The sequence below is a fragment of the Pseudomonas sp. PB105 genome (genome assembly GCF_009764655.1).
In the GTDB taxonomy this organism is placed as follows: Bacteria; Pseudomonadota; Gammaproteobacteria; order Pseudomonadales; family Pseudomonadaceae; genus Aquipseudomonas; species Aquipseudomonas cyclaminis.
In genome coordinates this window covers 90731-114417 of record NZ_RWIO01000093.1, presented here as the reverse complement: position 1 = coordinate 114417, position 23687 = coordinate 90731, and the positions used below count along the sequence as shown (strand labels likewise).

Annotated in this window: 22 protein-coding genes and 1 pseudogene; 18 read left to right on the top strand and 5 right to left on the bottom strand. The window is 62.3% G+C overall.

What is annotated here, in order from left to right; translation table 11 throughout:
• Positions 1–2: 2 nt before the first annotated feature.
• From EJD88_RS23655 to EJD88_RS23640, 4 genes are all read left to right on the top strand, one after another.
• Complete coding sequence (locus tag EJD88_RS23655; RefSeq protein ID WP_099585832.1) at positions 3–527, top strand: chemotaxis protein CheW; 525 nt, start codon at positions 3–5, stop codon at positions 525–527.
• Positions 524–2575 (top strand): methyl-accepting chemotaxis protein, encoded by a 2052-nt coding sequence (locus EJD88_RS23650; RefSeq protein ID WP_112192664.1) that lies wholly within the window; start codon positions 524–526, stop codon positions 2573–2575. The genes EJD88_RS23655 and EJD88_RS23650 overlap by 4 nt, the downstream gene beginning before the upstream one ends.
• Before the next feature lie 159 nt (positions 2576–2734).
• Positions 2735–8554 carry an Hpt domain-containing protein gene (locus tag EJD88_RS23645; RefSeq protein WP_158879150.1) on the top strand — a complete coding sequence of 1940 codons (5820 nt, stop codon included), beginning with the start codon at positions 2735–2737 and terminating at the stop codon, positions 8552–8554.
• Positions 8547–9002, top strand: a complete 456-nt coding sequence (locus EJD88_RS23640; RefSeq protein ID WP_099585829.1) for a chemotaxis protein CheW — start codon at positions 8547–8549, stop codon at positions 9000–9002. Before EJD88_RS23645 ends, EJD88_RS23640 begins: the two co-directional genes overlap by 8 nt.
• A gap of 64 nt (positions 9003–9066) precedes the next feature.
• On the opposite strand, the gene EJD88_RS23635 is transcribed toward EJD88_RS23640, so the two are convergent.
• Positions 9067–9693 (bottom strand): LysE/ArgO family amino acid transporter, encoded by a 627-nt coding sequence (locus EJD88_RS23635; protein WP_158879149.1) that lies wholly within the window; start codon positions 9691–9693, stop codon positions 9067–9069.
• Between the two features lie 22 nt (positions 9694–9715).
• Positions 9716–10522: a 2OG-Fe(II) oxygenase gene (locus tag EJD88_RS23630; RefSeq protein WP_158879148.1), complete on the bottom strand. Its 807-nt coding sequence runs from the start codon at positions 10520–10522 to the stop codon at positions 9716–9718.
• Positions 10523–10752: 230 nt separating this feature from the next.
• Here EJD88_RS23630 and EJD88_RS23625 point away from each other — a divergent pair, with 230 nt between their 5' ends.
• Entirely contained in the window at positions 10753–11445 is a 693-nt protein-coding gene (locus EJD88_RS23625) for an NBR1-Ig-like domain-containing protein (RefSeq protein ID WP_158879147.1), read from the top strand.
• 19 nt (positions 11446–11464) lie between these two features.
• On the opposite strand, the gene EJD88_RS23620 is transcribed toward EJD88_RS23625, so the two are convergent.
• Positions 11465–11752, bottom strand: coding sequence for a HigA family addiction module antitoxin (locus EJD88_RS23620; protein ID WP_020301914.1), 288 nt, complete (start codon positions 11750–11752; stop codon positions 11465–11467).
• A 41-nt stretch (positions 11753–11793) separates the two neighbouring features.
• Between EJD88_RS23620 and EJD88_RS27640 the strand changes: the two are divergent.
• From EJD88_RS27640 to madM, 10 genes and pseudogenes are all read left to right on the top strand, one after another.
• Positions 11794–11925: pseudogene (locus EJD88_RS27640) on the top strand (DUF6124 family protein); the annotation flags it as partial.
• Positions 11926–12183: 258 nt separating this feature from the next.
• Positions 12184–13854 carry a malonate decarboxylase subunit alpha gene (mdcA, locus tag EJD88_RS23615; RefSeq protein ID WP_158879146.1) on the top strand — a complete coding sequence of 557 codons (1671 nt, stop codon included), beginning with the start codon at positions 12184–12186 and terminating at the stop codon, positions 13852–13854.
• On the top strand, positions 13855–14688 hold the full coding sequence (locus EJD88_RS23610) for a triphosphoribosyl-dephospho-CoA synthase (RefSeq protein ID WP_099585824.1): 834 nt from the start codon (positions 13855–13857) through the stop codon (positions 14686–14688). It abuts the gene before it with no gap.
• A complete protein-coding gene (locus tag EJD88_RS23605; protein ID WP_099585823.1) occupies positions 14688–14987 on the top strand; it encodes a malonate decarboxylase subunit delta in 300 nt (99 codons plus the stop codon). The genes EJD88_RS23610 and EJD88_RS23605 overlap by 1 nt, the downstream gene beginning before the upstream one ends.
• Entirely contained in the window at positions 14980–15819 is an 840-nt protein-coding gene (locus EJD88_RS23600) for a biotin-independent malonate decarboxylase subunit beta (RefSeq protein WP_158879145.1), read from the top strand. Before EJD88_RS23605 ends, EJD88_RS23600 begins: the two co-directional genes overlap by 8 nt.
• Positions 15816–16574: a biotin-independent malonate decarboxylase subunit gamma gene (gene mdcE, locus EJD88_RS23595; RefSeq protein WP_099585821.1), complete on the top strand. Its 759-nt coding sequence runs from the start codon at positions 15816–15818 to the stop codon at positions 16572–16574. Before EJD88_RS23600 ends, mdcE begins: the two co-directional genes overlap by 4 nt.
• Positions 16568–17164 (top strand): malonate decarboxylase holo-ACP synthase, encoded by a 597-nt coding sequence (locus EJD88_RS23590; RefSeq protein WP_158879144.1) that lies wholly within the window; start codon positions 16568–16570, stop codon positions 17162–17164. The genes mdcE and EJD88_RS23590 overlap by 7 nt, the downstream gene beginning before the upstream one ends.
• The gene (gene mdcH, locus EJD88_RS23585; protein WP_099585819.1) at positions 17161–18060 is read left to right on the top strand and encodes a malonate decarboxylase subunit epsilon; all 900 of its coding nucleotides are present in this window, start codon (positions 17161–17163) and stop codon (positions 18058–18060) included. Before EJD88_RS23590 ends, mdcH begins: the two co-directional genes overlap by 4 nt.
• Positions 18061–18127: 67 nt before the next feature.
• Positions 18128–18520, top strand: coding sequence for a malonate transporter subunit MadL (madL, locus tag EJD88_RS23580; RefSeq protein WP_112192657.1), 393 nt, complete (start codon positions 18128–18130; stop codon positions 18518–18520).
• Between the two features lie 5 nt (positions 18521–18525).
• On the top strand, positions 18526–19290 hold the full coding sequence (madM, locus tag EJD88_RS23575; RefSeq protein ID WP_099585817.1) for a malonate transporter subunit MadM: 765 nt from the start codon (positions 18526–18528) through the stop codon (positions 19288–19290).
• A gap of 110 nt (positions 19291–19400) precedes the next feature.
• Here the strand turns inward: madM and EJD88_RS23570 are convergent, their stop codons facing one another.
• A complete protein-coding gene (locus EJD88_RS23570) occupies positions 19401–20315 on the bottom strand; it encodes a LysR substrate-binding domain-containing protein (protein ID WP_099585816.1) in 915 nt (304 codons plus the stop codon).
• Between the two features lie 144 nt (positions 20316–20459).
• Between EJD88_RS23570 and EJD88_RS23565 the strand changes: the two genes are divergently transcribed.
• Positions 20460–21077: a hemolysin III family protein gene (locus EJD88_RS23565; RefSeq protein WP_150674393.1), complete on the top strand. Its 618-nt coding sequence runs from the start codon at positions 20460–20462 to the stop codon at positions 21075–21077.
• On the opposite strand, the gene EJD88_RS23560 is transcribed toward EJD88_RS23565, so the two are convergent.
• Positions 21072–21974 (bottom strand): LysR family transcriptional regulator, encoded by a 903-nt coding sequence (locus EJD88_RS23560; protein WP_112192656.1) that lies wholly within the window; start codon positions 21972–21974, stop codon positions 21072–21074. The genes EJD88_RS23565 and EJD88_RS23560 overlap by 6 nt on opposite strands.
• 97 nt (positions 21975–22071) lie before the next feature.
• Between EJD88_RS23560 and EJD88_RS23555 the strand changes: the two genes are divergently transcribed.
• The gene (locus EJD88_RS23555; protein WP_158879143.1) at positions 22072–23319 is read left to right on the top strand and encodes a D-amino acid dehydrogenase; all 1248 of its coding nucleotides are present in this window, start codon (positions 22072–22074) and stop codon (positions 23317–23319) included.
• Positions 23320–23329: 10 nt separating this feature from the next.
• A complete protein-coding gene (locus EJD88_RS23550) occupies positions 23330–23680 on the top strand; it encodes a RidA family protein (RefSeq protein ID WP_158879142.1) in 351 nt (116 codons plus the stop codon).
• The last annotated feature ends 7 nt before the right edge of the window (positions 23681–23687 follow it).

Below are 23687 nucleotides of genomic sequence, written 5' to 3'. Positions count from 1 at the left end.
TCATGACCGAGTCGCAAACCGCCTTCGAGTTGCTGCTGGACATCGACCGCCGCTGCCGCCTGCTGGCCGCCGACCTGCCGTCCCAGGAAGCCCGCCTGCAACGCTGGAGCGGGATCGGCTTTCGCCTGGGGCAACATTGGTATGTGGCGCCCATGGGCGAAGTCGCCGAAGTCCTGCATGAACCGCGATGTACTTTAATGCCCGGGGTCAAGGCCTGGGTCAAAGGTGTTGCTAACCTGCGCGGGCGCCTGCTGCCGGTGATGGACCTGGGTGGTTTCCTCGGCCTTGCGCTGTCCAAGGCGCGCAAGCAGCGGCGGGTGCTGGTGGTGGAATACAACGATCTGTTTGTCGGGTTGCTGGTAGACGAGGTGGTGGGCATGCAGCATTTTGCACAAGACGCCTTGCTGGCGAGTGCCAGCCCCGGCGCGCCGTTTATCCAGGGCCAGTTCGACGGCGACCCGCCGTGGCAGGTCTTCAGCCCCTTCGCCCTGGCCCAGGCCCCAGGCTTCATGGACGTCGCCGCATGACCACCGCTACCGCGCCCAAACCCCAGGCCGGCTCGCGCAGCCGCTCACAGATCATCGTGCTGTTTATCGCACTGATCGTGTTCATCATGCTGCTCTTCGCCAACTTCGCGTACCTCAACACCCAGTCCACCTACGACAAACAATACATCGGCCACGCCGGAGAACTGCGGGTGCTGTCCCAGCGCATTGCCAAGAACGCTACCGAAGCCGCCGCCGGCAAGGCTGCTGCCTTCAAGCTGTTGGGTGACGCGCGTAACGATTTTGCCCAGCGCTGGGGCTACCTGAAAAAAGGCGACCCGCAAACCGGCCTGCCTGCGGCGCCCAGTGCGGTGCGGGCCGAGATGCGCGCAGTGCAGACCGACTGGGAAGCGCTGCTGAAAAACACCGACGCCATCCTCGCCAGCGAGCAGACCGTGTTGTCCCTGCACCAGGTGGCCGCGACCCTGGCCGAAACCGTGCCGCAATTGCAGATGGAATCGGAAAAGGTCGTCGACATCCTGCTACAACGTGGCGCCCCGGCCAGCCAGGTGGCCCTGGCCCAGCGCCAGTCGCTGCTGGCCGAACGTATTCTGGGGGCGGTCAACACCGTGCTGGCCGGCGACGAAACAGCCGCGCAGGCCGCCGACACCTTTGGCCGCGATGCCGCCCGTTTTGGCCAGGTGCTCAATGGCATGCTCAACGGCAACCCCGGCCTGCGCATCACCCAGGTCGAAGACCACGATGCCCGCGCGCGGCTGGCAGATATCGCCGAACTGTTCGAATTTGTCTCCGGCTCCGTGGATGAAATCCTCGAAACCTCACCGCAACTGTTTCAGGTGCGCGCCTCGGCGAGCAATATTTTCAATCTGTCGCAAACCCTGCTCGATGAAGCCTCGCACCTGGCCACCGGGTTTGAAAACCTCGCCAGCGGGCGCAGCTTCGACACCATTGGCGGCTACGTGCTGGGCCTGCTGGCGTTGGCCTCGATCATCCTGATTGGCCTGGTAATGGTGCGTGAGACCAACCGCCAACTGCACGAGACCGCCGAGAAGAACGAGCGCAACCAGAACGCGATCATGCGCCTGCTCGATGAAATCGAAGACCTGGCCGATGGCGACCTCACCGTGACGGCCTCGGTGACCGAAGACTTCACCGGCACCATCGCCGACTCCATCAACTATTCCGTGGACCAACTGCGCGATCTGGTCGCGACGATCAACCTCACCGCCGGCCAAGTTGCCGGTGCGGTGCAAGAAACCCAGGCCACCGCCATGCACCTGGCCCAGGCCTCGGAGCATCAGGCCCAGCAGATCGCCGAAGCGTCCACCGCGATCAACCAGATGGCCCAGTCCATCGACCAGGTATCGGCCAATGCCGCCGAATCCTCGGCCGTGGCGGAACGCTCGGTGGAGATTGCGAACAAGGGCAACGAGGTGGTTCACAACACCATCCACGGCATGGACAACATCCGCGAACAGATCCAGGACACCGCCAAGCGCATCAAGCGCCTGGGCGAATCGTCCCAGGAGATTGGCGACATCGTCAGCCTGATCGACGACATCGCCGACCAGACCAATATCCTCGCCCTCAACGCCGCCATCCAGGCGAGCATGGCCGGGGATGCCGGGCGCGGCTTTGCGGTGGTGGCGGACGAAGTGCAGCGACTGGCCGAGCGCTCATCGGCCGCCACGCGGCAGATCGAAACCCTGGTGAGAGCGATCCAGACCGACACCAACGAGGCGGTCATCTCCATGGAGCAGACCACCACCGAAGTGGTCCGCGGCGCACGGCTGGCCCAGGATGCCGGCGTGGCGCTGGAAGAGATTGAAGGCGTGTCGAAGACCTTGGCGGCGTTGATCCAGAGCATCTCCAATGCAGCGCAGCAGCAGACGTCATCGGCGGGGCAGATCTCCCTGACCATGAACGTGATCCAGCAGATCACTACGCAGACGTCGTCGGGGTCGACCGCGACTGCCGAAAGCATCGGTAACCTGGCGAAGATGGCGAGCCAGTTGCGCAGGTCGGTGTCGGGTTTCACCCTCCCGCCCCCGAAACAGGCAGATGACTGAAATGCATTCCAAATGTGGGAGGGGGCTTGCCCCCGATGGCGGTGTATCAGTCACCTGATCCATTGGCTGACCCACTGCAATCGGGGGCAAGCCCCCTCCCTCATTGATTTCCATTGGTTCAAAAATACCAGCAACCCACGAATTCTAAGCGGAGCAGTTATGGTTGACCGGCACGACTACGTGGCCCTCGAATGGGTCAAGGGCGACATTGCCGAAACCCTGAAACAGGCCCGTTCGGCGCTGGATGCGTTTGTCGAAACCCATGACGATGACGTGATCTGCCAATGCCTGGCCGGTATCCATCAAGTGCATGGCGCGCTGCAAATGGTCGAGTTCTACGGTGCGGCGCTGCTCGCCGAAGAGATCGAAGAACTGGCCCTGGCGCTCCAGGCCGGGCAGGTCAGCCAGCGCGAGGAAAGTATCCGTCTGCTGCAACAGGCCCTTGGCCAACTGCCCCTGTACCTCGACCGCGTGCACAGCGCCCGCCGCGATCTGCCTTTGGTGGTGCTGCCGCTGCTCAACGACCTGCGCAGTGCGCGAGGTGAAAGCCTGCTCTCGGAAACCAGCCTGTTCAGCCCACAATTGCTGTCGATTGCGCCGCTGCCCGATGAAGCCCTGGCCCAACGCGCAGTGCCGGACCTGCATGAACAACTGCGCCAATGGCATCAATTGCTGCAACAGGCCCTCGCCGGGTTGCTGCGTGAAGACCACGGCCCCAGCAATCTGGAAGACATGGCGCGTGTGTTCGCACGCCTTGAAGCCCTGTGCCAGGGCGCGCCATTGTTGCCGTTGTGGCAAGTGACGTCGGCGCTGGTCGAAGGCATGCTCACCGGCGTTGTTGCCAACAGCCCGGCCTTGCGCAGCCTGCTCAAGGCCAGTGACAAGCAGCTCAAGCGTTTGCTGGCCCAAGGTATTGGTGGAATCAACCAGTCTGCGCCGGATGAGTTGCTCAAGAGCCTGTTGTTCTACGTCGCCAAAGTCACCCGGCCGACGCCGCGCATGCAAAGCCTCAAGGAACGCTACGGCCTGGATGAAGCCTTGCCCGACAGCGCCGTGGTCGACGCCGAACGTGCCCGCCTGGCCGGGCCGGACCGCAATGCCATGGGCTCGGTGCTCGGTGCGTTGTGTGAAGAGCTGGTGCGGGTCAAGGAGCGCCTCGACCTGTTCGTACGCAGCGACCGCCAACACACCCACGACCTTGATGCGCTGCTGGCGCCGCTGCGGCAGATCGCCGATACCCTGGCGGTGCTGGGGTTCGGCCAGCCGCGCAAAGTCATCATCGATCAGCTTGCGGTGGTATTGAGCCTGGCCCAAGGCCAACGCGAACCCAATGACGCCGTACTGATGGACGTCGCGGGCGCGCTGCTCTACGTCGAAGCCACCCTGGCCGGAATGGCCGGCACCGTCGAACCGGAAAGCCGCGAAGAAAGCCGCCTGCCCACCACCGACCTGACTCAGATTCACCAACTGGTAATCCGCGAGTCTTGCCAGTGCCTGAAGCAAGCCAAAGAGCTGGTGATTGACTGTATCGAAGCCGACTGGGACCGTCAGCGCCTGGAGTCCCTGCCGGAACTGCTGAGCCAGGTGCGCGGCGCATTGGCGATGATTCCGCTGCCGCGTGCAGCGAGCCTGATGCGCGGCTGCACCGATTACGTCGATGAGCAGTTGGTCGTCAACCATGACGCGCCGTCCGAGACGCAGTTGGCCCATTTTGCCGAGGTAATCAGCAGCCTGGAGTACTACCTCGAACGCATGCTCCAGGACCCCGACGCCGCCGGTGAACGGGTATTGGAACTGGCCACCCAAAGCCTCGCGGCGCTGGGTTACCTGCCTGCTGAAAAACCCTGGCGCCAGGCCTTGCTGGCCCCCGATGGCGTGCTGTCGACGGATGAGGCCCCGAGCCAATCCCAGTTCGACGCGTTGGCCAACCCCACGTCGCGCCTCAACCCGCCGGCCTTGCAACGCCCCGGTAGCCTGTTGCCACCCCCGGCTGATGAAGCGCCCATCGACGATGAACTGCGCGAAGTCTTCCTCGAAGAAACCGACGAAGTCCTCGACGTGCTGCACCGTCACCTGCCCAACAGCGCGGACAAAACCGCCCAAGGCGAAATGCGCCGCGCCTTCCATACCTTGAAAGGCAGTGGTCGCATGGTGCGCGCCCTGGTGCTGGCCGAACTGGCATGGGCCGTGGAAAACCTGCTGAACCGTGTGCTCGAACGCAGCGTGGCCCTCGGCCCCGGAATCCAGCAGGTGCTGGATGATGCCGTGGCTTTGCTGCCGGAATTGATCGCCGACTTTGCGACGGACGACCAACACCAACGCGACGAAGTCGACGCACTGGCCGCTCGCGCCCACGCCTTGGCCGGTGGCGGCGCTGTATCCGCTGCCGAGCCCCATGACCCGATGCTGCTGGAGATCTTCCGCAATGAAGCCCAGAGCCACCTGGACAGCCTCAACCACTTCCTGCAACAGGCCGCCGAGCATGTGCCACTGCAAGTCAGCGATGAGCTGCAACGCGCCCTGCACACCCTCAAGGGCAGTGCCTACATGGCCGGCGTATTACCGATCGCCGAACTGGTGCGACCGCTGGATCACCTGACCCGCGAATACAAGGCCCATCGCCTGCCGCTGGACCTGGACGAAGTGGAGTTGCTGCTGGAAGCCGAAGCCCTGTTCCAGCGTGGCTTACGCCAACTGGACCGCGACCCTCTGGTGCCGATCAAGGGCGCGGCCGACCTGATTGGCCGCACCCAAACCCTGCTCGACCATCAGTTGGCCGCGCTGCTCGACGCGCCCAACACCGGCTTGCGCATCAAACGCGACCCGCAACTGATCACCAACTTCCTGGCCCAGGGCATGGACATCCTGCTCGACGCCGAAAGCCTGCTGCGGCGCTGGCAACAGCACCCCGGCGAGCGCCAGGAACTCACCGCTCTGCTGGATGAACTGACCACCCTGGGAGAGGGCGCACACACCGCCGACCTGCATCCCATCGACGAGTTGTGCGAAGCCTTGCTCGACCTCTATGGGGCGGTGGAAGAGAGCAGCCTGGCGGTCAGCGAGCGGTTTTTCCATGAGGCCGAACAGGCCCATGAAGCACTGATCAACATGCTTGACCAGTTGGCCGCCGGCCAGGAAATCAGCCCGGTGCCGGCCCGGGTGCAGGCCCTGCGCGACCTGCTGGACGATGCCCTCGACCCGTCCGCCACCGGCCTGATCAAAACCGACGGCAACCGTGCGCTGAGTATTGCTGAACTGGGCGCTGCCACCGCGCAGTTGGAGCATGAAACGCCGATGGACGATGAGATCGTCGAGATCTTCCTCGAAGAAGCCGTGGACATTCTCGACAGCGCCGGGCAGTCCCTCAAACGCTGGTTGCTGGAACCTGAAAGCGCAGCACCGTTGTCCTCGTTGCAGCGCGACCTGCACACCCTCAAGGGCGGCGCGCGCATGGCCGAAATCGGCCCGGTGGGCGATCTGGCCTACGAATTGGAATGCCTTTACGAAGGCCTGGTGGACCGGCGCTACAGCTACAGCACCGAGCTGTCCCAGGTGCTCATGGCCAGCCATGAACGCCTGGCTTTACAGCTGGACGAACTGCACCGCCACCAGCCCTTGAGCGACAGCGCCGAGCTGGTTGCCAAGCTGCGCGAACTGCGCCAGAGCAGTACCCCCGCCGCACAGGCTCCTGCGCCTGAAACGGCGGGCGCCGACCCGGAATTGCTGGATATCTTCCTCGAAGAAGCCGCCGATATTCTCGACAGCTCCGGCAGCGCACTGCTGCGCTGGCAGGCCGAGCCGAACAATCGCCAGGAAGTCGAGACCCTGCTGCGCGACCTGCACACCCTCAAGGGCGGCGCGCGCATGGTCGAGATCGGGCCGATTGGTGACCTGGCCCATGAGCTTGAGTTTCTCTACGAAGGGCTATCGGCCGGCTTGCTCGCACCGTCCGCCGAACTGTTCGCGCTGCTGCAAGGCTGCCATGACCGCCTGGCGCAGATGATCGACGCCGTGGCAGACGGCTTGCCCGTGGGCGCGGTGGACAAGCTTATCGGACGCATCAGAAGCCTGGTGCACCCAAGTGTAGAAGCAGTGGCACCGGTCGCATTGCCCGCAGGCAAGACCGAGGCGGTCGTTGATCCCGCCGCCGACATGGTGAAGATCTCCGCTGATCTGCTGGATGACCTGGTCAATCTGGCCGGCGAAACCTCGATCTTCCGTGGTCGTATTGAACAGCAAGTCAATGACGCACGCATCGCCCTGACCGAGGTGGAAACCACCATCGAGCGCATGCGCGATCAACTGCGCCGCCTCGACACCGAAACCCAGGGCCGCATCCTCAGCCGCCAACAGGCCGAGGCGGAGCGCCTGGGCTATGAAGACTTCGACCCGTTGGAAATGGACCGCCATTCGCAGTTGCAGCAACTGTCACGTGCGTTGTCCGAATCCGCCTCCGATTTGCTCGATCTGAAGGACACCCTCGACCGTCGCAACGAGGACGCGCACGCCCTGTTGCAGCAACAGGCACGCATCAACACCGAATTGCAGGAAGGCCTGATGCGCACGCGCATGGTGCCGTTCGAACGCATGCTGCCACGCCTCAAACGCATCGTGCGCCAGGTGGCGGGCGAGTTGGGCAAGGACGTGGAATTCATCGTCGGCAACGCCGAAGGTGAGATGGACCGCAACGTGCTGGAACGCATGGCGGCGCCTTTGGAACACATGCTGCGCAACGCCGTCGATCATGGCCTGGAATCCAGTGAGGCGCGCCTGCTGGCCGGCAAGCCGAAAAAGGGCCGCATCACCCTGGACCTGACCCACGAAGGCGGCGACATCGTGTTCGACATGCGCGACGACGGCGCTGGCGTGCCCCTGGACGCGGTGCGGCGCAAGGCGATCAAGCGTGGTTTGCTCGGCCCTCATCAAGAGATCAGCGACCGCGACGTGTTGCAGTTTATCTTGCAGCCGGGGTTCTCCACTGCCGAGAAAATCACCCAGATTTCCGGACGTGGCGTGGGCATGGACGTGGTGCATGAAGAAGTACGCCAGCTTGGCGGCTCGATGTTCATTGAGTCGACGCCGGGCGAGGGCGTGCATTTTCGCATTCGTTTGCCGTTCACCGTGTCGGTCAACCGTGCGCTGATGGTGCAGTGCGCGGACGATCAATACGCGATCCCGCTCAATACCATCGAAGCGTTGGTGCGGGTGCTGCCCCATGAGCTGGCGGGGCACTATCAGCAAGATCCGCCACGCTATGAATATGCCGGGCAGAGCTACGAGTTGTTCTACCTGGGCGACCTGCTGCACACCGTCGGCCGGCCCAAATTATTGGGCCAGTACCAACCGGTGCCGGTGTTGCTGGTGCAGTGCAATGAGCGCCGCGTGGCGGTGCATGTGGACGCCATGGCCGGTACCCGGGAGATCGTGGTCAAGGGCCTGGGGCCGCAGTTTGCCGGGGTGCAGGGGTTGTCCGGCGCGACCATCCTGGGCGACGGCCGCGTGGTGCTGATCATCGACTTGCTTGCGCATATCCGCGAACGGCAACCGGCGTTGCCGGCCCAGTCGGTGGATGCGCCGCTGATCCTCAACGACCCACTGAAAAAGCGCCCGCTGCTGGTGCTGGTGGTGGACGACTCGGTCACCGTGCGTAAAGTCACCAGCCGCCTGCTGGAACGCAACGGCATGAACGTGCTCACCGCCAAAGATGGCATCGACGCCCTCGCGTTGCTCGAAGAACACACCCCGGACCTGATGCTGCTCGACATCGAAATGCCGCGCATGGACGGTTTTGAAGTGGCCACGCAAGTGCGCAACGACCCACGCCTGATGCGCCTGCCGATCATCATGATCACCTCCCGCACCGGCCAGAAACATCGCGACCGCGCCATGGCCATTGGCGTCAACGACTACCTCGGCAAGCCGTATCAAGAGTCGGTGCTGCTGGAAAGCATCGCCTACTGGAGCAAGTCCCATGCTTGACCACCGCACCAGCCAACTCACCGGCCTGCTGCTACCCCTGGCTGACCGTCACCTGGTGCTGCCCAACGTCGCCGTGGCCGAGTTGATCGACTTCCAACGCGGCGAACCGGCCAGCGATGCGCCGCCGTGGTATCTGCGGCAAGTCACGTGGCGGGATCGGCAGATTCCGTTGATCAGTTTCGAAGCCGCGTGCGGCGAGGCCAGCGTGACTGGCGAACGCTCACGGATCGTGGTGTTGAACGCGCTGGGCGGGCGACCGACGTTGAAGTTCATTGCGTTGGTGATCCAGGGGATTCCCCGGTCGTACAAGCTCGACAGCGAGTTGAGCTACGTGGACGTGCCGCTGTGCCCGTTGGAACTGGCGGCGGTGCAGGTGGGGGAACAGGTGGCGAAGGTGCCGGATTTGATGGGGTTGGAGGCTTTATTGGTTGAGTCCGGGTTGGCCTGAGTGGCGCATTCTCCATGAGAAATGAAAGGCACCTGTGGTGAGGGCGCTTTGCCGTTCGGTGACGCTACAGCAGATGAAAGTCGGCAATCAGCATACCCGCCAGGTACACCATCAAAATGACCACGCCCGCGTCCAATAAACGCCAGACCTTTGCCGAACGAAATAGCCCCGTCAACCTTTGGCATCCCAACGTCAAAACCACAAACCATACCAGCGACGCGGTCATTGCGCCGCCGGCAAAGAACGCTTGTTGGCTGACGGGCTTTGCCGCACCAATAGAGCCAATCAGCACCACGGTATCCAGCCAGGCATACGGATTGGCAAATCCAAGTATCAATGCCGTGCGTAGCAATCCCCGTCGTGAGGTGAGGTTGCTTTGAGTATCTGGCATCGACTGGTTACGCACACAAACCAATAACCGCTGCCAGCCAAACCACAACAGATAGGCCGCTCCCGACAACAGTAGGAATGCCACCAAACCTGGCTTGCTGCCGAGCAACGAGCCCAATCCCATCACCCCAAGAGCGATGAGGATGATATCGGCGAACACGCATACCGCCACCACACCCCAGACAGGGCTGCGACTGACACCCTGGCGAATAACCAGGGTGTCCTTCGGTCCAGGAGCGGCGAACAGTCCGATGCCCAGTAGAAGACCTTCGAGATAAAAGGCGTTGAAGTCTGGAGTCATGGAGTACTCGACCGCCTGGGTATCAGTTCAATTGAAGGGGTTGATTACCGAAACCGGTATGGCGTGCGTTGACGGTACTTTTCAAGTCGATCGGCTGGTGGCGGAAAAAGCCTGTCAGTTCCTGCTCCACATCAGGGTTGACGAAGTAAATGAGAGAGCTGCGTGGCATTGGTCTCCGAGGAGCCAGAACCGCGTGGTATGCAGCGGGAATCGCACAGTCTGAGAGGTCGGTCAGTAACGATCCGGCCAAAATTGCAACCTCGTTCTCCAAGAGGCGTACCGGCTCCAGCGAGCTGCCTCGAACCAGGACGAGGCCATCATGAGTAGGCTTGATAAATGACAACAGATGACCATCCTCGTGAGGGTCCTGAGCAAACTGCCGCTGATCCGACGCGGAATTAGCTCCATAGACACACAGTTGCAGATAGGACGCTGCGCGCAAAGAGCTCAACGAAGTGGCTCCAAACTCCGCGCAAATCCCATCCATCAATTCCTGGGCAAGCTCGCTGATCTGTTGTTCAAAAGCGCTAACGGCGGCAAAAAAATCACTTCGTGTGAATTCAAAGGTTCTTCGTTTTGATGAATGCGCAGGCCAGTAACAAAATCGCTCACACAGGTCTGGCTGATCCTCAAGGCTCGAGTACTCAGCGCCAAAGGGGAAAAATCCATCGGTGTCTTTCGCGAAGGAAAACGAGGCCTTGGTGGCTGGCGATATTGCGGAGTATCCATCGACGATTTTTTTGTAATCCAGCAGCATCGCTTCTGATATTTGCAGGGTGCCAAAGCCTGTTTGAGCAACGGATTCACAGCACGCTTTGATGTGGTTCATGGCTATATCCAGGGTAGATGTAAAGGAATGCAACAAACACTAGGTTCGCAAGCATGCGAGAAACTACGACACTGGATATGACTGACTAAAAGGGCCTCATCCATGTCCTTCACAACATCGCCAGCAGGGGGCTAGTGTGCATGGTTCAAGACACGTGGCGGCGGACAGGTTGTCTTTTTTGGCGGACAAAGAAATGACGTTCACCTAAAAATGGGAACCGTAAACTTCATATGAATATAAGAACGAAAGATACCCTCAGGTCACTGGTTGCACGCCGCAGCCGAGAGCTGGGCAAACCCCTGACTGTGCTGGCCAAGGAGGCGGGAATCTCCAGAACCTACTTGTACGGTCTAGCGGCTGGGGCGTCGAGGGACCCGTCGGTGCGCACGCTGATCAAGCTGGCGAAGGCATTGCAGGTTTCTCCCTTGCTTCTATTTCGCTACTTCGCTGATCTGACAGGCGCGCCCGATAATGTGTGCTCGATGGCTACCACCAATCGGGCCGCAGGTATTGATGATCCGGAGGACGTTGCGGTGTTCAATGCCGATGTCACGACGCCTGATCAAGCCGTCGTGTTGCCGGGGGAAGTTTTTCAGAAAACCTGGGAGATTCAGAACCTGGGCACACGACCCTGGCGCGGGCGACGACTGGTACGTGTTGATGGGGAATATGTGATTGCCCGCCGCGCGGATCCACAAGGCCAGTTGGAGGTAGTGATGGACATTCATCTGCGTAGCTTGCACAGCGAACTCCCTATTGCCGATACCCTGCCGGGCCAGCCGGTGCATATCACTGTGGAATTTGCTGCACCCAAGGAGACTTGTACGGTGGCTTCAGTCTGGCGAATCGAGGATGAGCAGGGGACGCCTTGTTACGGGCCTGCGTTCATTTTGCATGTGGTGGTTAACGTCATGGCACGTTGAGCGTCCGCTCGGATTTTACTTAGTCAATCCGCGCAAACCGCTCAATCACCGGCTGCTCCCGGTGCTCGGCCTGCCATAAATCGTAGGCACTTTGCATCGACAACCATAGCTGCGCGGTACTCACACCGGCCCGTTCCAACCGAACGGCAAGGTCCGGGCTGACCGGGGCGTGGCCATGCAAGATCCTTGAAAAAGTCTCGCGGGCGAAGCCAAGACGTCGCGCCATTTCGGTAATGGTGATGCCCAGGGCAGGGATTACATCTTCAAGCAAGATTTCACCGGGGTGAGGTGGGTTGTGCATGCCCATATCGATACCTCTACTCAGTGGTAGTCAAGATAATCGACCAGTTCGACCTGGACACTTCCCAGCGCGCCATTATGCTCGGGATTCAGCAAATGGCCGAGTTGGGGCAATTATTGGTGGATAGAGCGCTGGAGCAGGTCAGCCCTTCTGCGCAAGCGGTCCCAAACAGGGACTGATCAGTCCCTGTTTGGGACCGCTATCTCACAGACACCACTGAGCAAATGTGGGAGGGGGCTTGCCCCCGATGGCTGAGTGTCAGTTGATACATCACTTAGCTGACACACAGACACCACATCTTGACCTTCAGCTGGCTCGGGTCAGCGTTTGCTGACGGTCCATTACTCCAGCCGTAACGATCCACCGCCGGGCTTGATTGATGGCCCCCTGAATCACTCCTAAGGTAAGCCCACGACAGCAACCCTCGTGGAGCGACCATGACAACAATAACTACCCCCGACTCGCGCTGGACGCGGCGGCGCGATGAGAAGCAGCGGCGGCTCGGGCTGGTCAAGAAGTACGCAGACGGGGCCGTGCTGCCCAGTGACAGGATCGTCGAAGCGCTTGAAGCCTTGATCCTGCCGGGCGACCGCGTTGTATTGGAGGGCAACAACCAGAAACAAGCCGATTTCCTCTCGCGCTCCCTGGCCAAGGTCGACCCCGCCAAGCTCCACGATTTGCACATGATCATGCCCAGTGTCGGCCGTTCCGAGCACTTGGACCTGTTTGAAAAAGGCATCGCCCGCAAGCTCGATTTCTCCTTTGCCGGCACCCAATCCCTGCGCATCAGCCAGTTGCTCGAAGACGGCCTGCTGGAAATCGGTGCGATCCACACTTACATCGAACTCTACGCACGGCTGGTGGTGGACCTGATCCCCAACGTGGTGCTCTCTGCCGGTTTCATGGCCGACCGTGCCGGCAATATCTACACCGGCGCCAGTACCGAAGACACGCCAGCGCTGATCGAACCCGCCGCCTTCAGCGATGGCATCGTGATCGTGCAGGTCAACCAGTTGGTGGACGATGTCACCGACTTGCCCCGCGTCGACATCCCGGCGAGCTGGGTGGATTTTGTGGTGGTGGCCGACAAGCCGTTCTACATCGAGCCGCTGTTCACCCGCGACCCGCGCCACATCAAGCCAGTCCACGTGCTGATGGCGATGATGGCGATCCGTGGCATCTACGAAAAACACAATGTGCAGTCGCTCAACCATGGCATCGGTTTCAACACCGCCGCCATCGAGCTGATCCTGCCCACCTACGGCGAATCCCTCGGCCTGAAGGGCAAGATCTGCCGCAACTGGACCCTCAACCCGCACCCGACACTGATCCCCGCGATCGAAAGCGGTTGGGTGCAAAGCGTGCATTGCTTCGGCACCGAACTGGGCATGGAGAACTACATCGCCGCCCGCCCGGATGTGTTCTTCACCGGCCGTGATGGCTCGATGCGCTCCAACCGCATGTTCTGCCAACTCGCCGGCCAATACGCGGTAGACCTGTTTATCGGCGCCACCCTGCAAGTGGATGGCGACGGCCACTCCAGCACCGTGACCCGTGGCCGCCTCGCCGGCTTTGGCGGCGCGCCGAACATGGGCCACGACCCACGTGGCCGTCGCCACGGTACCCCGGCGTGGTTGGATATGCGTCACGACGATGCGCCTGAGGCCTTGTTGGAGCGCGGCAAAAAACTCGTGGTGCAAATGGTCGAGACGTTCCAGGAGGGCGGCAAGCCGACCTTCGTCGACACCCTCGACGCGGTGGAAGTGGCACGTAAAAGCGGCATGCCCCTGGCGCCGATCATGATCTACGGCGACGACGTCACCCACCTGCTTACCGAAGAAGGCATCGCCTACCTGTACAAGGCGCGCTCCCTGGAAGAGCGCCAGGCGATGATTGCCGCCGTTGCCGGCGTGACCGCCATCGGCCTGCGCCACAACCCCAAGGACACCGCGCGCATGCGCCGCGAGGGCCTGATCGCCTTGCCCGAAGATCTGGGCATCCGTCGTACCGACGCCACCCGCGAGCTGTTGGCCGCCAAGAGCGTGGCCGATCTGGTGGACTGGTCCGGTGGCCTGTACAACCCGCCCGCCAAATTCAGGAGCTGGTAAATGCGCGCTCTTAAACTGCACGAACTCAGCCTCGCGGATCGCCTGGCGGACATGGCCGTTGATGCATTGATCGATGAAGCCGACCTGTCGCCCAAACCTGCCCTGGTGGACCGTCGCGGCAATGGCGCCCACAGCGATTTGCACCTGGGGCTGATGCACGCCTCGGCGCTGTCGTTGTGGCCGATGTTCAAGGAAATGGCCGAAGCTGCGCTTGAAATCGGTGAGGTCGGCTTGCCCCTGCGCGAAGCCCTCGGGCGGATCGGCCGTGAAGGTGAGCAAGTGATGCTGATCACCACCAACGGTGTAAACACCCATCGCGGCGCGATCTGGGCGCTCGGCTTGCTCACTGCTGCGGCAGCCCTGGAACCTCGCGCAGTAACGCTGAATGCCGCCCGATTGGCCCTGCTCAACGACCGCTACGCCCCACAATCGCGGAGCCACGGTGCTGAGGTCGCGCAACGCTACGGCGCCCGTGGGGCCCGTGAAGAAGCACAACTTGGCTTCCCCTCGGTGATGCAACGCGGCCTGGTGCAACTGCACAAAAGCCGCAGCCAGAACGCCGGCGAACAGAACGCACGCCTCGACGCCTTGCTGGCGATCATGACCGAGCTGGCCGACACCTGCGTGCTTTACCGCGCCGGCACCGAAGGCTTGCACGCGATGCAGCGTGGCGCCCAGGCAGTGCTCGACGCGGGCGGCAGCGCAAGCCTCGCCGGGCGCCGCCAGCTGCATGAGCTCGACCACCAATTGCTGGCCCTGAATGCCTCCCCTGGCGGCGCCGCCGACCTGTTGGCCGCCTGCCTGTTTATCGACCGCCTCGACGGAGCGTTGTGATGGAAACCTTATCCTTTGAGTTCCCCGCCGGGCAGCCGCCGAAAGGTCGTGCGCTGGTGGGTTGCGTCGGCTCCGGCGACCTGGAAGTCCTGCTGGAACCGGGCACGCCCGGCACGCTGACCATTCAGGTACAGACCTCGGTGAATGGCGCTCAGCAACGCTGGCAGCATGTGTTCGAACGCATCTTCCAGGAGCAGACGCCGCCTGCCCTGAAGATTGATATCCACGATTTCGGTGCCACCCCCGGCGTGGTGCGCTTGCGCCTGGAGCAAGGTTTCGAGGAGCTCGGCCATGATTGATTTCTCCAGACACAGCTTCGTTGAGCTGGGCGCTCGGCAGCGGGCCAAGGCCTTGCTGGACGCCGGCACGTTCCGCGAATTGATCGACCCGTTCCAACGGGTCATGTCGCCCTGGCTCAGCCGCCAGGGCGTGGTGCCCCAGGCTGACGACGGCGTGATCATCGCCAAGGGCAGCATCGATGGCTTACCGGTGGTGATCGCCGCCATCGAAGGCAATTTCCAGGGCGGCAGCCTGGGTGAGGTCGGCGGCGCAAAAATCGCCGGCGCGCTGGAACTGGCCGCCGAGGACAACCGCAAAGGCATTGCGACCCGCGCCGTGCTGCTGCTGGAAACCGGCGGCGTGCGCTTGCAGGAAGCCAACCTGGGCCTGGCTGCGATTGCTGATATCCACGCGGCGATTGTCGACCTGCGCCAATACCAACCGGTGATCGGTGTGGTGGCGGGCAGCGTTGGCTGTTTTGGCGGCATGTCCATTGCCGCCGGATTGTGCAGCTATCTGGTGGTGACCCGCGAAGCGCGCCTGGGCCTCAACGGCCCGCAAGTGATCGAGCAGGAAGCCGGGCTGGAGGAGTACGACTCCCGTGACCGCCCGTTTATCTGGAGCCTTACCGGCGGCGAGCAGCGCTTCAACAGCGGTCTCGCCGACCGTTATGTGGCCGACGATGTGGCGCAGATCCAACAGACCGTCACCGCGTTGCTGCATCAAGGCATGCCCGCTCAACAGCGCAGCCAGCAGGCTGATCTGTATCTTGCACGCCTGGCCGAATTGGACGCGGCAGCGCAAATCGACCCGGCGACGGTTCGCGATCTGTATCAGGGAGAACGCTCATGAGAGGTTTGCAGTGGTTCAACGCATTGAGCGCCGGCGCCGCACCTGTTGACGGGTTGCCGGCTTCGCTGAAAGTCGCCGATGGCCCATTAGGTCGTTTTATCGCCGTGGTCACGGATGAGCAAAACCGCTTCCCTCGTGCCCGCAATGGCGAAGTCGGCCTGCTGGAAGGCTGGGGGTTGGCCAAGGCCGTGGATGAAGCCATCGCTCGCGGCGACAAGCGTCCCATCATTGCTATCGTCGATGTGCCGAGCCAAGCCTATGGCCGTCGTGAAGAAGCCCTGGGCATCCATCAAGCCCTGGCCGCCGCCGCCGACAGCTACGCCCGCGCCCGATTGGCCGGGCATCCGGTGATCGCGCTGCTGGTGGGCAAGGCCATGTCCGGTGCTTTCCTCGCTCATGGCTACCAGGCCAATCGCCTGATCGCCCTGCGCGATCCTGGTGTGATGGTGCACGCCATGGGCAAGGCGTCGGCGGCGCGGGTGACCCTGCGCAGCGTCGAAGAGCTGGAAGCATTGGCCGCCAGCGTGCCGCCCATGGCCTATGACATCGACAGTTACGCCAGCCTTGGTTTGCTGTGGGAAACCTTGACGGTCAGCCAGATTGAACAGCCTACGGCGGACGATGTGGCGCGGGTCAGTGATTGTCTGGTGAGTGCGATCAAGGACATTGGCACGTCCGATTTGAGCGGACGCCTCGGCGCCACCAATCGTGCCGCTTCCAGCCACGTGCGCCAACTGTTGCGCGAGCAATGGTGAACGCCCACGACCTGCTCTGGGGCATGACCCCGGCGCATCTGCCCGCCGACGCACCGGCCTGGGCGGTGGACGCGATCAGCGCCGGTCACCCGGTGGTGGTGCGTCGCGCCCTCGCCGAGCCGGGCGAGGTGGCGATCGGTGTGCGTGGGCGTTTGCGCGAACAGCGTTTTGCCGCCGTGATGCCGATGGCGGCGGTGCGTCGGCGCGTGGTGCCGGAGGCGTTGCGCGCCGTGATCTCGACCCGGGATTTGCCCGCGTTGCAGGCATTGCAGCAGGTGCGACCGGTGCTGGGCCAGGCAAGCTGGGGCGTCAGTGGCAGTGCGGGTTTTGAGTTGGCGAGCGGTATTGAAGCGCTGCATGCGATGAGTGACCTGGATTTGATCCTGCGCGCACCTGAGCCGCTGGATCGCAACGATGCGCGGGCGCTTTTGGAACAATTGGATAAGGCGGCGTGCAGCGTTGACCTGCAGCTGCAAACCCCGTTCGGCGCCGTCGCCTTGCGCGAATGGGCCGGGCCGTCACGCCGCGTATTGCTCAAAACCGTCAGCGGTGCGCACCTTGTACTCGACCCCTGGCAGGCCGTGGCATGAGCAGTCTGCTGGTGTTTCCGGGGCAGGGCGCCCAGCGCACGGGCATGCTTCAGGCGTTGCCGGCCGACATCCTGGCCGAGGCCAGCGATGCCTTGGGCGAAGACGTGCGCCGGCTCGACTGCGCGCAAGCCTTGGCCAGTACCCGCGCCGTGCAACTGTGCCTGTTGATCGCCGGCGTGGCGCACGCTCGCCTCCTGCAACACACCCCGGATTACGTGGCTGGTCTGTCCATCGGTGCCTACCCGGCAGCGGTAATCGCCGGCGCGCTGGCGTTTGCCGATGCGGTCAGGTTGGTCAGCCTGCGTGGTGAGCTGATGCAACAGGCTTATCCACAGGGCTATGGCATGACTGCTTTGATAGGCCCGCAGTTATCCACCGTCGAAACCTTGCTGGCTGAGGTCCACAGCCCGCAAACCCCGGTGTACCTGGCCAATATCAATGCCGACAACCAGACCGTCATCGCCGGCAGTGATGCCGCCATGAAGCGCGTTGCCGAGCGCATCAAAGGCAATGGCGTCGCCAAGCGCCTGGCGGTCAGCGTGCCGTCCCATTGCGCATTGCTGGAGCAACCGGCCCAGGCGCTGGCGCAAGCGTTCGTTGCACTGAAGGCACCGCGTATCACCTATTTGAGCAGCACCCGTGCGCGGCCGATCCACAATCCCGAGCAACTGCGTGACGACCTGGCCTTCAACATGTGCCGCGTGGTCGACTGGCGCGGCACCGTGCAAAGCGCCTATGAGCGCGGCGTGCGCCTGCAAATCGAATTGCCGCCGGGCGCCGTGCTCACCGGTCTGTCACGCCGCGTATTCGAACAAGGTACGGTGATCGCCTGCGAAGGCGCGCGCCTGGACACGTTGCAGGCCCTGCTGCAAGAGGAGGAGCGCCGCCACCGATAAAGCACCACCCAAGGCTTTCGAAGCACAAAAACAACAATTTCGATCGAGCACTTTGAGGACAACAACAATGATTATCTACGGTGTGGCGTTTCTGGCGCTCTGCACGTTGGCTGGCCTGTTTGTCGGTGAACTGCTGGGTAAGTGGATGGGTATTCCTGCCAACGTCGGCGGGGTGGGCATCGCCATGTTGCTGTTGATTGGCCTGGGCAGTTACCTCGGCAAGCGGGGCTTGTTTACCGGCAAGTCGGAGCAGGGCGTGAGTTTCTGGGCGGCGATCTATATCCCTATCGTGGTGGCCATGGCGGCCCAGCAGAACGTGTATGGCGCCATCAGTGGCGGGCCCATGGCGATACTGGCCGGGACCCTGGCCGTGGTGCTGGGCTTTGCCCTGGTGCCGGTGTTGGTGCGCATCGGCAATCGTGAGCCGAGCGCGGCCGTTCCCACCAAAGAGGCGGGGTGATCGCCATGTACGAATCTTTGATGAAAGTGATCACCGGCTACGGCCTGATCAGCGGTTTCGCGGTGATCGGCCTGACCATGTGGGTGTCCTACTGGATCTCCGACACCTTTACCAAAGGCCGCCTGCACGGCTCAGCCATCGCCATCCTGCTCGGGCTGGTGCTGTCGTACGTCGGTGGTGCCTTCACGGGTGGCGCCAAGGGTGTGGTGGATATTCCGTTGTTGTCGGGCATCGGCCTGTTGGGCGGGGCGATGCTGCGCGACTTCGCGATTGTCGCCACGGCGTTTGGTGTGAGTGTCGATGAGCTCAAGCGCGCTGGATACGTGGGTGTGCTTGCGCTGTTTGTCGGGGTGGGCTCGTCGTTTGTCGCCGGCGTCGGCGTGGCCATGGCGTTCGGTTACACCGATGCGGTGAGCCTCACCACCATTGGCGCGGGCGCCGTGACCTACATCGTCGGCCCGGTGACTGGCGCGGCGATTGGTGCCAGCTCCGAGGTGATGGCGTTGTCGATTGCGGCGGGGTTGATCAAGGCCATTCTGGTGATGGTGATGACGCCGTTCGTGGCACCGCTGATCGGTTTGAACAATCCGCGCAGTGCGGTGATTTTTGGTGGGTTGATGGGCACGTCCAGCGGCGTGGCGGGCGGGTTGGCGGCGACTGATCCGAAGCTGGTGCCTTACGGCTGTTTGACCGCAGCGTTCTATACGGCGCTGGGGTGTCTGCTGGGGCCGTCGTTGCTGTTTTTGCTGATGCGGGGGTTGGTGGGCTGATTTCGGGATTTGTGCTGTCTGGTGTGGTGCTATCGGGGGCAAGCCCCCTCCCACATTTTTAATTGCGGATACATTCAAGTGTGGGAGAGGGCTTGCCCCCGATAGCGGTCTCAGGCCTGCCGATTGGCATACATCCGACACTCCGCCAACAGCGCCAGTAAATTCGGGTCACGTTCCTTGGCCTTCAAGAACACCACGCCAATCTGCTGCTGCAACCGATACCTGGGTTGCAGCGGTATCAGCTTCACGCGGTTCTCATACACCGCCGCAATCCGCCCCGGCAGCAGCGCATAACCCACCCCCGAACTGACCATGCTCAACAGGGTGAAGATGTCATTGACCTGCATCGCCACTTTCGGCTCGAACCCCGCTTGCTTGAACACCCGGTTGCCATCCTGGTGAGTGGCGAAGCCTTGGGTGAGGGTGATGAAAGTAGCGTCGCGCACGTCGGCCAGGTCGATTTCGCGTTCACGGTCGAAGGGTGAATCGGCCGGTGTGGCGAGGAAGATGTCGTCGGAGAACAGCGCAATCTGCTCGCAATCGGGGTCGTTGGCGTGTTCGTCGAGGGAGATCAGGATCGCGTCCACTTCCATGTTCTTGAGCTTGTAGAGCAGGTCGAAGTTGGAGCCCAGGATCAGGTCGATGTTGAGCTCGCTGCGGCGGATCTTCAGGCCCATGATCAGCTGCGGCACGGTTTTGACCGTCAGCGAATACAGCGAGCCCAGCTTGAAACGCTCGGCGGAAAAACCCGCGGCTTCGCGGGTCAGGCGCACGCTGTCGACCACATCGGCCACCAGTTTCTGTGCGCGTTCTTCGAGCACGTAGGCGCTTTCCAGCGGTGTGAGGTTGCGCCCTTCGTGTTTGAACAGCGGGCAGCGCAGGGCGTTTTCCAGGGAGTGGATGGCGCGGTGCACGCTGACGTTGCTGGTTTGCAACTCGGCCGCGGCGCGGGCCAGGTTGCCGGTACGCATGAACGCCAGGAAGATTTCGAGCTTTTTGAGGGTGAATTCTTCGTCGATCAGCATGGCCGCAGGCTCTTGTTCGAATGTTCCCGATTGTGCCCGCAAAACTGCGCGGCGTCGCTGGAACGTCATGCGGCACTTGCACTCTTAAGCCCAAGGCGGGAGGCTTGCCGCCAGCCGTTAATGGTTACAGGAGGTCGGTAACACATGTATCACGGGGAACGATTCAACGCCTGGAGCCATTTGCTCGGTGCAGTCGCGGCGTGTATTGGCGCCGTGTGGATGTTGGTGGTGGCAAGCCTCGATGGCAGCCCCTGGAAGATCGTCAGCGTGGCGATTTATGGTTTTACGCTGATGGTGCTGTACAGCGCGTCGACCGTGTACCACAGCGTGCGCGGGCGGCGAAAAGAGATCATGCAGAAGGTCGATCACTTTTCGATCTACCTGTTGATCGCCGGCAGTTACACGCCGTTTTGCCTGGTGACGCTAAGAGGCCCGTGGGGCTGGACGCTGTTCGGCATCGTGTGGGGGTTGGCGGTGATTGGCATTTTGCAGGAGATCAAGCCGCGCTCCGAGGCGCGCATTTTGTCGATCGTCATCTACGCAGTGATGGGCTGGATTGTCCTGGTGGCGGTCAAGCCGCTGATCGCCGCATTGGGCACCGCTGGGTTTACCTGGCTGGCGTCGGGCGGGGTGTTGTACACCGTCGGCATTATCTTTTTTGCCCTGGAGGACCGCCTGCGGCACTCCCATGGGATCTGGCATCTGTTTGTGATCGGCGGCAGCCTGCTGCATTTCGTGGCGATCATGCGCTACGTGCTATAGGCGTTCCAGCAACTCACAGGCGCGGTTGCCGAAGATCTCCAACAGCTTGGCCAACATATGCGGTGGCGGCTCATTGGCGCGTGTCAGGGCGTACAGGGTGATCGGCAGCGGCGGCGTGAGAGGGCGGATGCAGGTAGTGGCCGTCGAGGCGCCCAGTGCGGTGAAGGGGTCGATCACGGTCAACCCCGCGCCGGACTCGACCATCGCGCGCGCCAATGAATAGGTTTGCACCGAGATCGTCACCCGTGGCGCCGGTTCGACACTCTCCAGGTAGCTGTCGAGTTTGGCGGCCAGCGGGTCGGCGCTGGATAACCCAATCAGCGGCGCGCCGGCCAGGTCGGCCAACGGCAACGGCTGATGCAGTTCAGCATCCGGCCAATAGCCTTTGGACGCCAACGCCACCAGCACGCCGTTGGCCAGCACTTGGGTGGTCAACCCCGGATGGCCTGAGAAGTTGAGCGTCAGCGCCAGGTCAATCTCGCGCATCAACAGCTTTTGCACCAGTTCGCGGCTATGGTCGCTGGACAGTTCACAGGCCATGTCCGGGTAGTCGCGCTTCCATTCCAGAATCGCCGGTGGCAGCAGCGATAGCGCCAGCGCGGGGATTGCACCGATGCGCACGCTTTGTCCCGGTGCACGGCGCAAGCTCTTGGCCAGGCGCCGCACCCCTTGCAGGCTCGCGGTGACTTTCTCGACTTCGCTTTCCAGCGCCAGGGCTTCCGGTGTGGGTTGCAACTTGCCGCGCACGCGCAGGAACAAGGGGAAACCCAGCTGCAATTCGGCGTGCTGCAACACTTTGGTCACTGCGGGTTGCGACACGTGCAGCAGTTGCGCGGCGGCGCTGACGGAGCCGGTCTGGCGGATCGCCTGGAAGATCTCGATATGACGCAAGCGCATGGCAAGTCCATAACCTTTGTTTATAGGTGGCCCATCTTTATTCATTGTCGGTGGCCTGTCACCTGCGCCTACGCTTGAAACCTCTTGATTCGGGCGGGTGGCAGCGATGGTGTGCATCATTGGCGGTGGGGTGATCGGTTTGGCCAGCGCCTACGCGTTGGTACGCGCAGGCCATGAGGTGACAGTGATCGACGCCCGCGACAGCCTGGGCAGCGAGACCAGTTACGCCAACGGCGGGCAGTTGTCCTACCGCTATGTGGCGCCGCTGGCCGACGCCGGTGTGCCGCTGCAAGCGATTGGCTGGCTGTTGCGCGGTGATTCGCCGTTGAAGCTGCGCCCGCGCCTGGACCCGCAACAGTGGCGCTGGATGGCCGCATTCATTGGCGCCTGCCGTGGCTCGGTGAACACGCGTAACGCGGCCCACCTACTGCGTCTGGCCTCCCTGAGCCAGAGCACCCTGCAACAATGGCGTATCGACGACCGCCTGGGCGACTTCGATTGGCGGCGCAACGGCAAGCTGGTGACGTTTCGCACTGCCGACACGTTTGAGCGAGCGCGCAATAAGGTCACCGATGTCCTGCAGCAACAGGTTCTTTCCACGCTGGATTGCGTCCGCCTGGAACCTGCACTGGCCCACGCGGCGCAGGGTTTTGTCGGCGGTATCTACACGCCGAATGAGGAAGTGGCGGACTGTCATGCCTTTTGCCAACGGCTGGCGCAGCGGCTTGAAGCTTCGGGGCGCTGTACCTTTATGCTGGGGCGCAAGGTGACTGGGGTTCGTCACGCCGACGGTGCAGTCACGGCCATCGAGTTGGGCGATGACGTGATGCCGGTCGAGCAACTGGTGCTGGCTGCCGGGCATCGCAGCGCGGAACTGGGATTGCCTGGGGTGTCGCTGCCGCTGTATCCGCTCAAGGGCTACAGCCTGAGCGTGCCGATTGGCCCGCAGCATCAGGCGCCGAATGTGAGCATCACCGACTACGACCGCAAGATCGTCTACGCACGCATCGGCGAACAACTGCGGGTCGCGGCGATGGTGGATATCGTCGGCTTCGATGCCGGCCTTGAGCCCAAACGACTGGCGCTGATGAAACGTCAGGCTGTCGAGACATTTCCTACAGCGGGTGACTACGACCATGGGGTGGAATGGGCCGGCATGCGCCCCGCCACGCCTACCGGTGTGCCGCTGATCGGCGCCAGCGTCTATCGCAATCTGTGGCTGAACCTGGGCCATGGCGCGCTGGGCTTCACCCTGGCGTGCGGCAGCGGCCACCTGTTGGCCGAACTGATCGGCCAGCGCACACCGTCCATTGATATGCAGGGCCTGGCGCCCCGCGCCGCTTGAGGATGCACACATGACCATCAACCGAATCAGCAGCAACGAGCGTCTTTCGGGTGCCGTGACCTATAAGGACTTGGTGTTCCTATCCGGCCAGGTGCCGGGTGACGGTCAGGATGTAGCGACACAAACCCGCGAAGTGTTGGCCAAGATCGACGGGCTGCTGGCCCATGCGGGCAGTGACAAGGATCACCTGCTCAATGCAACCATTTACCTGAAAGACATCGGCACCGGCTTTGCACCGATGAACGAGGAGTGGTCGGCGTGGCTGTCGCCGGGGATGGCGCCCACTCGCACCACCTTGCAGGCGGAGCTGGCACGGCCGAGCGTGCTGGTGGAAATCAGCGTCATTGCTGTACGTAAATAACCAACGG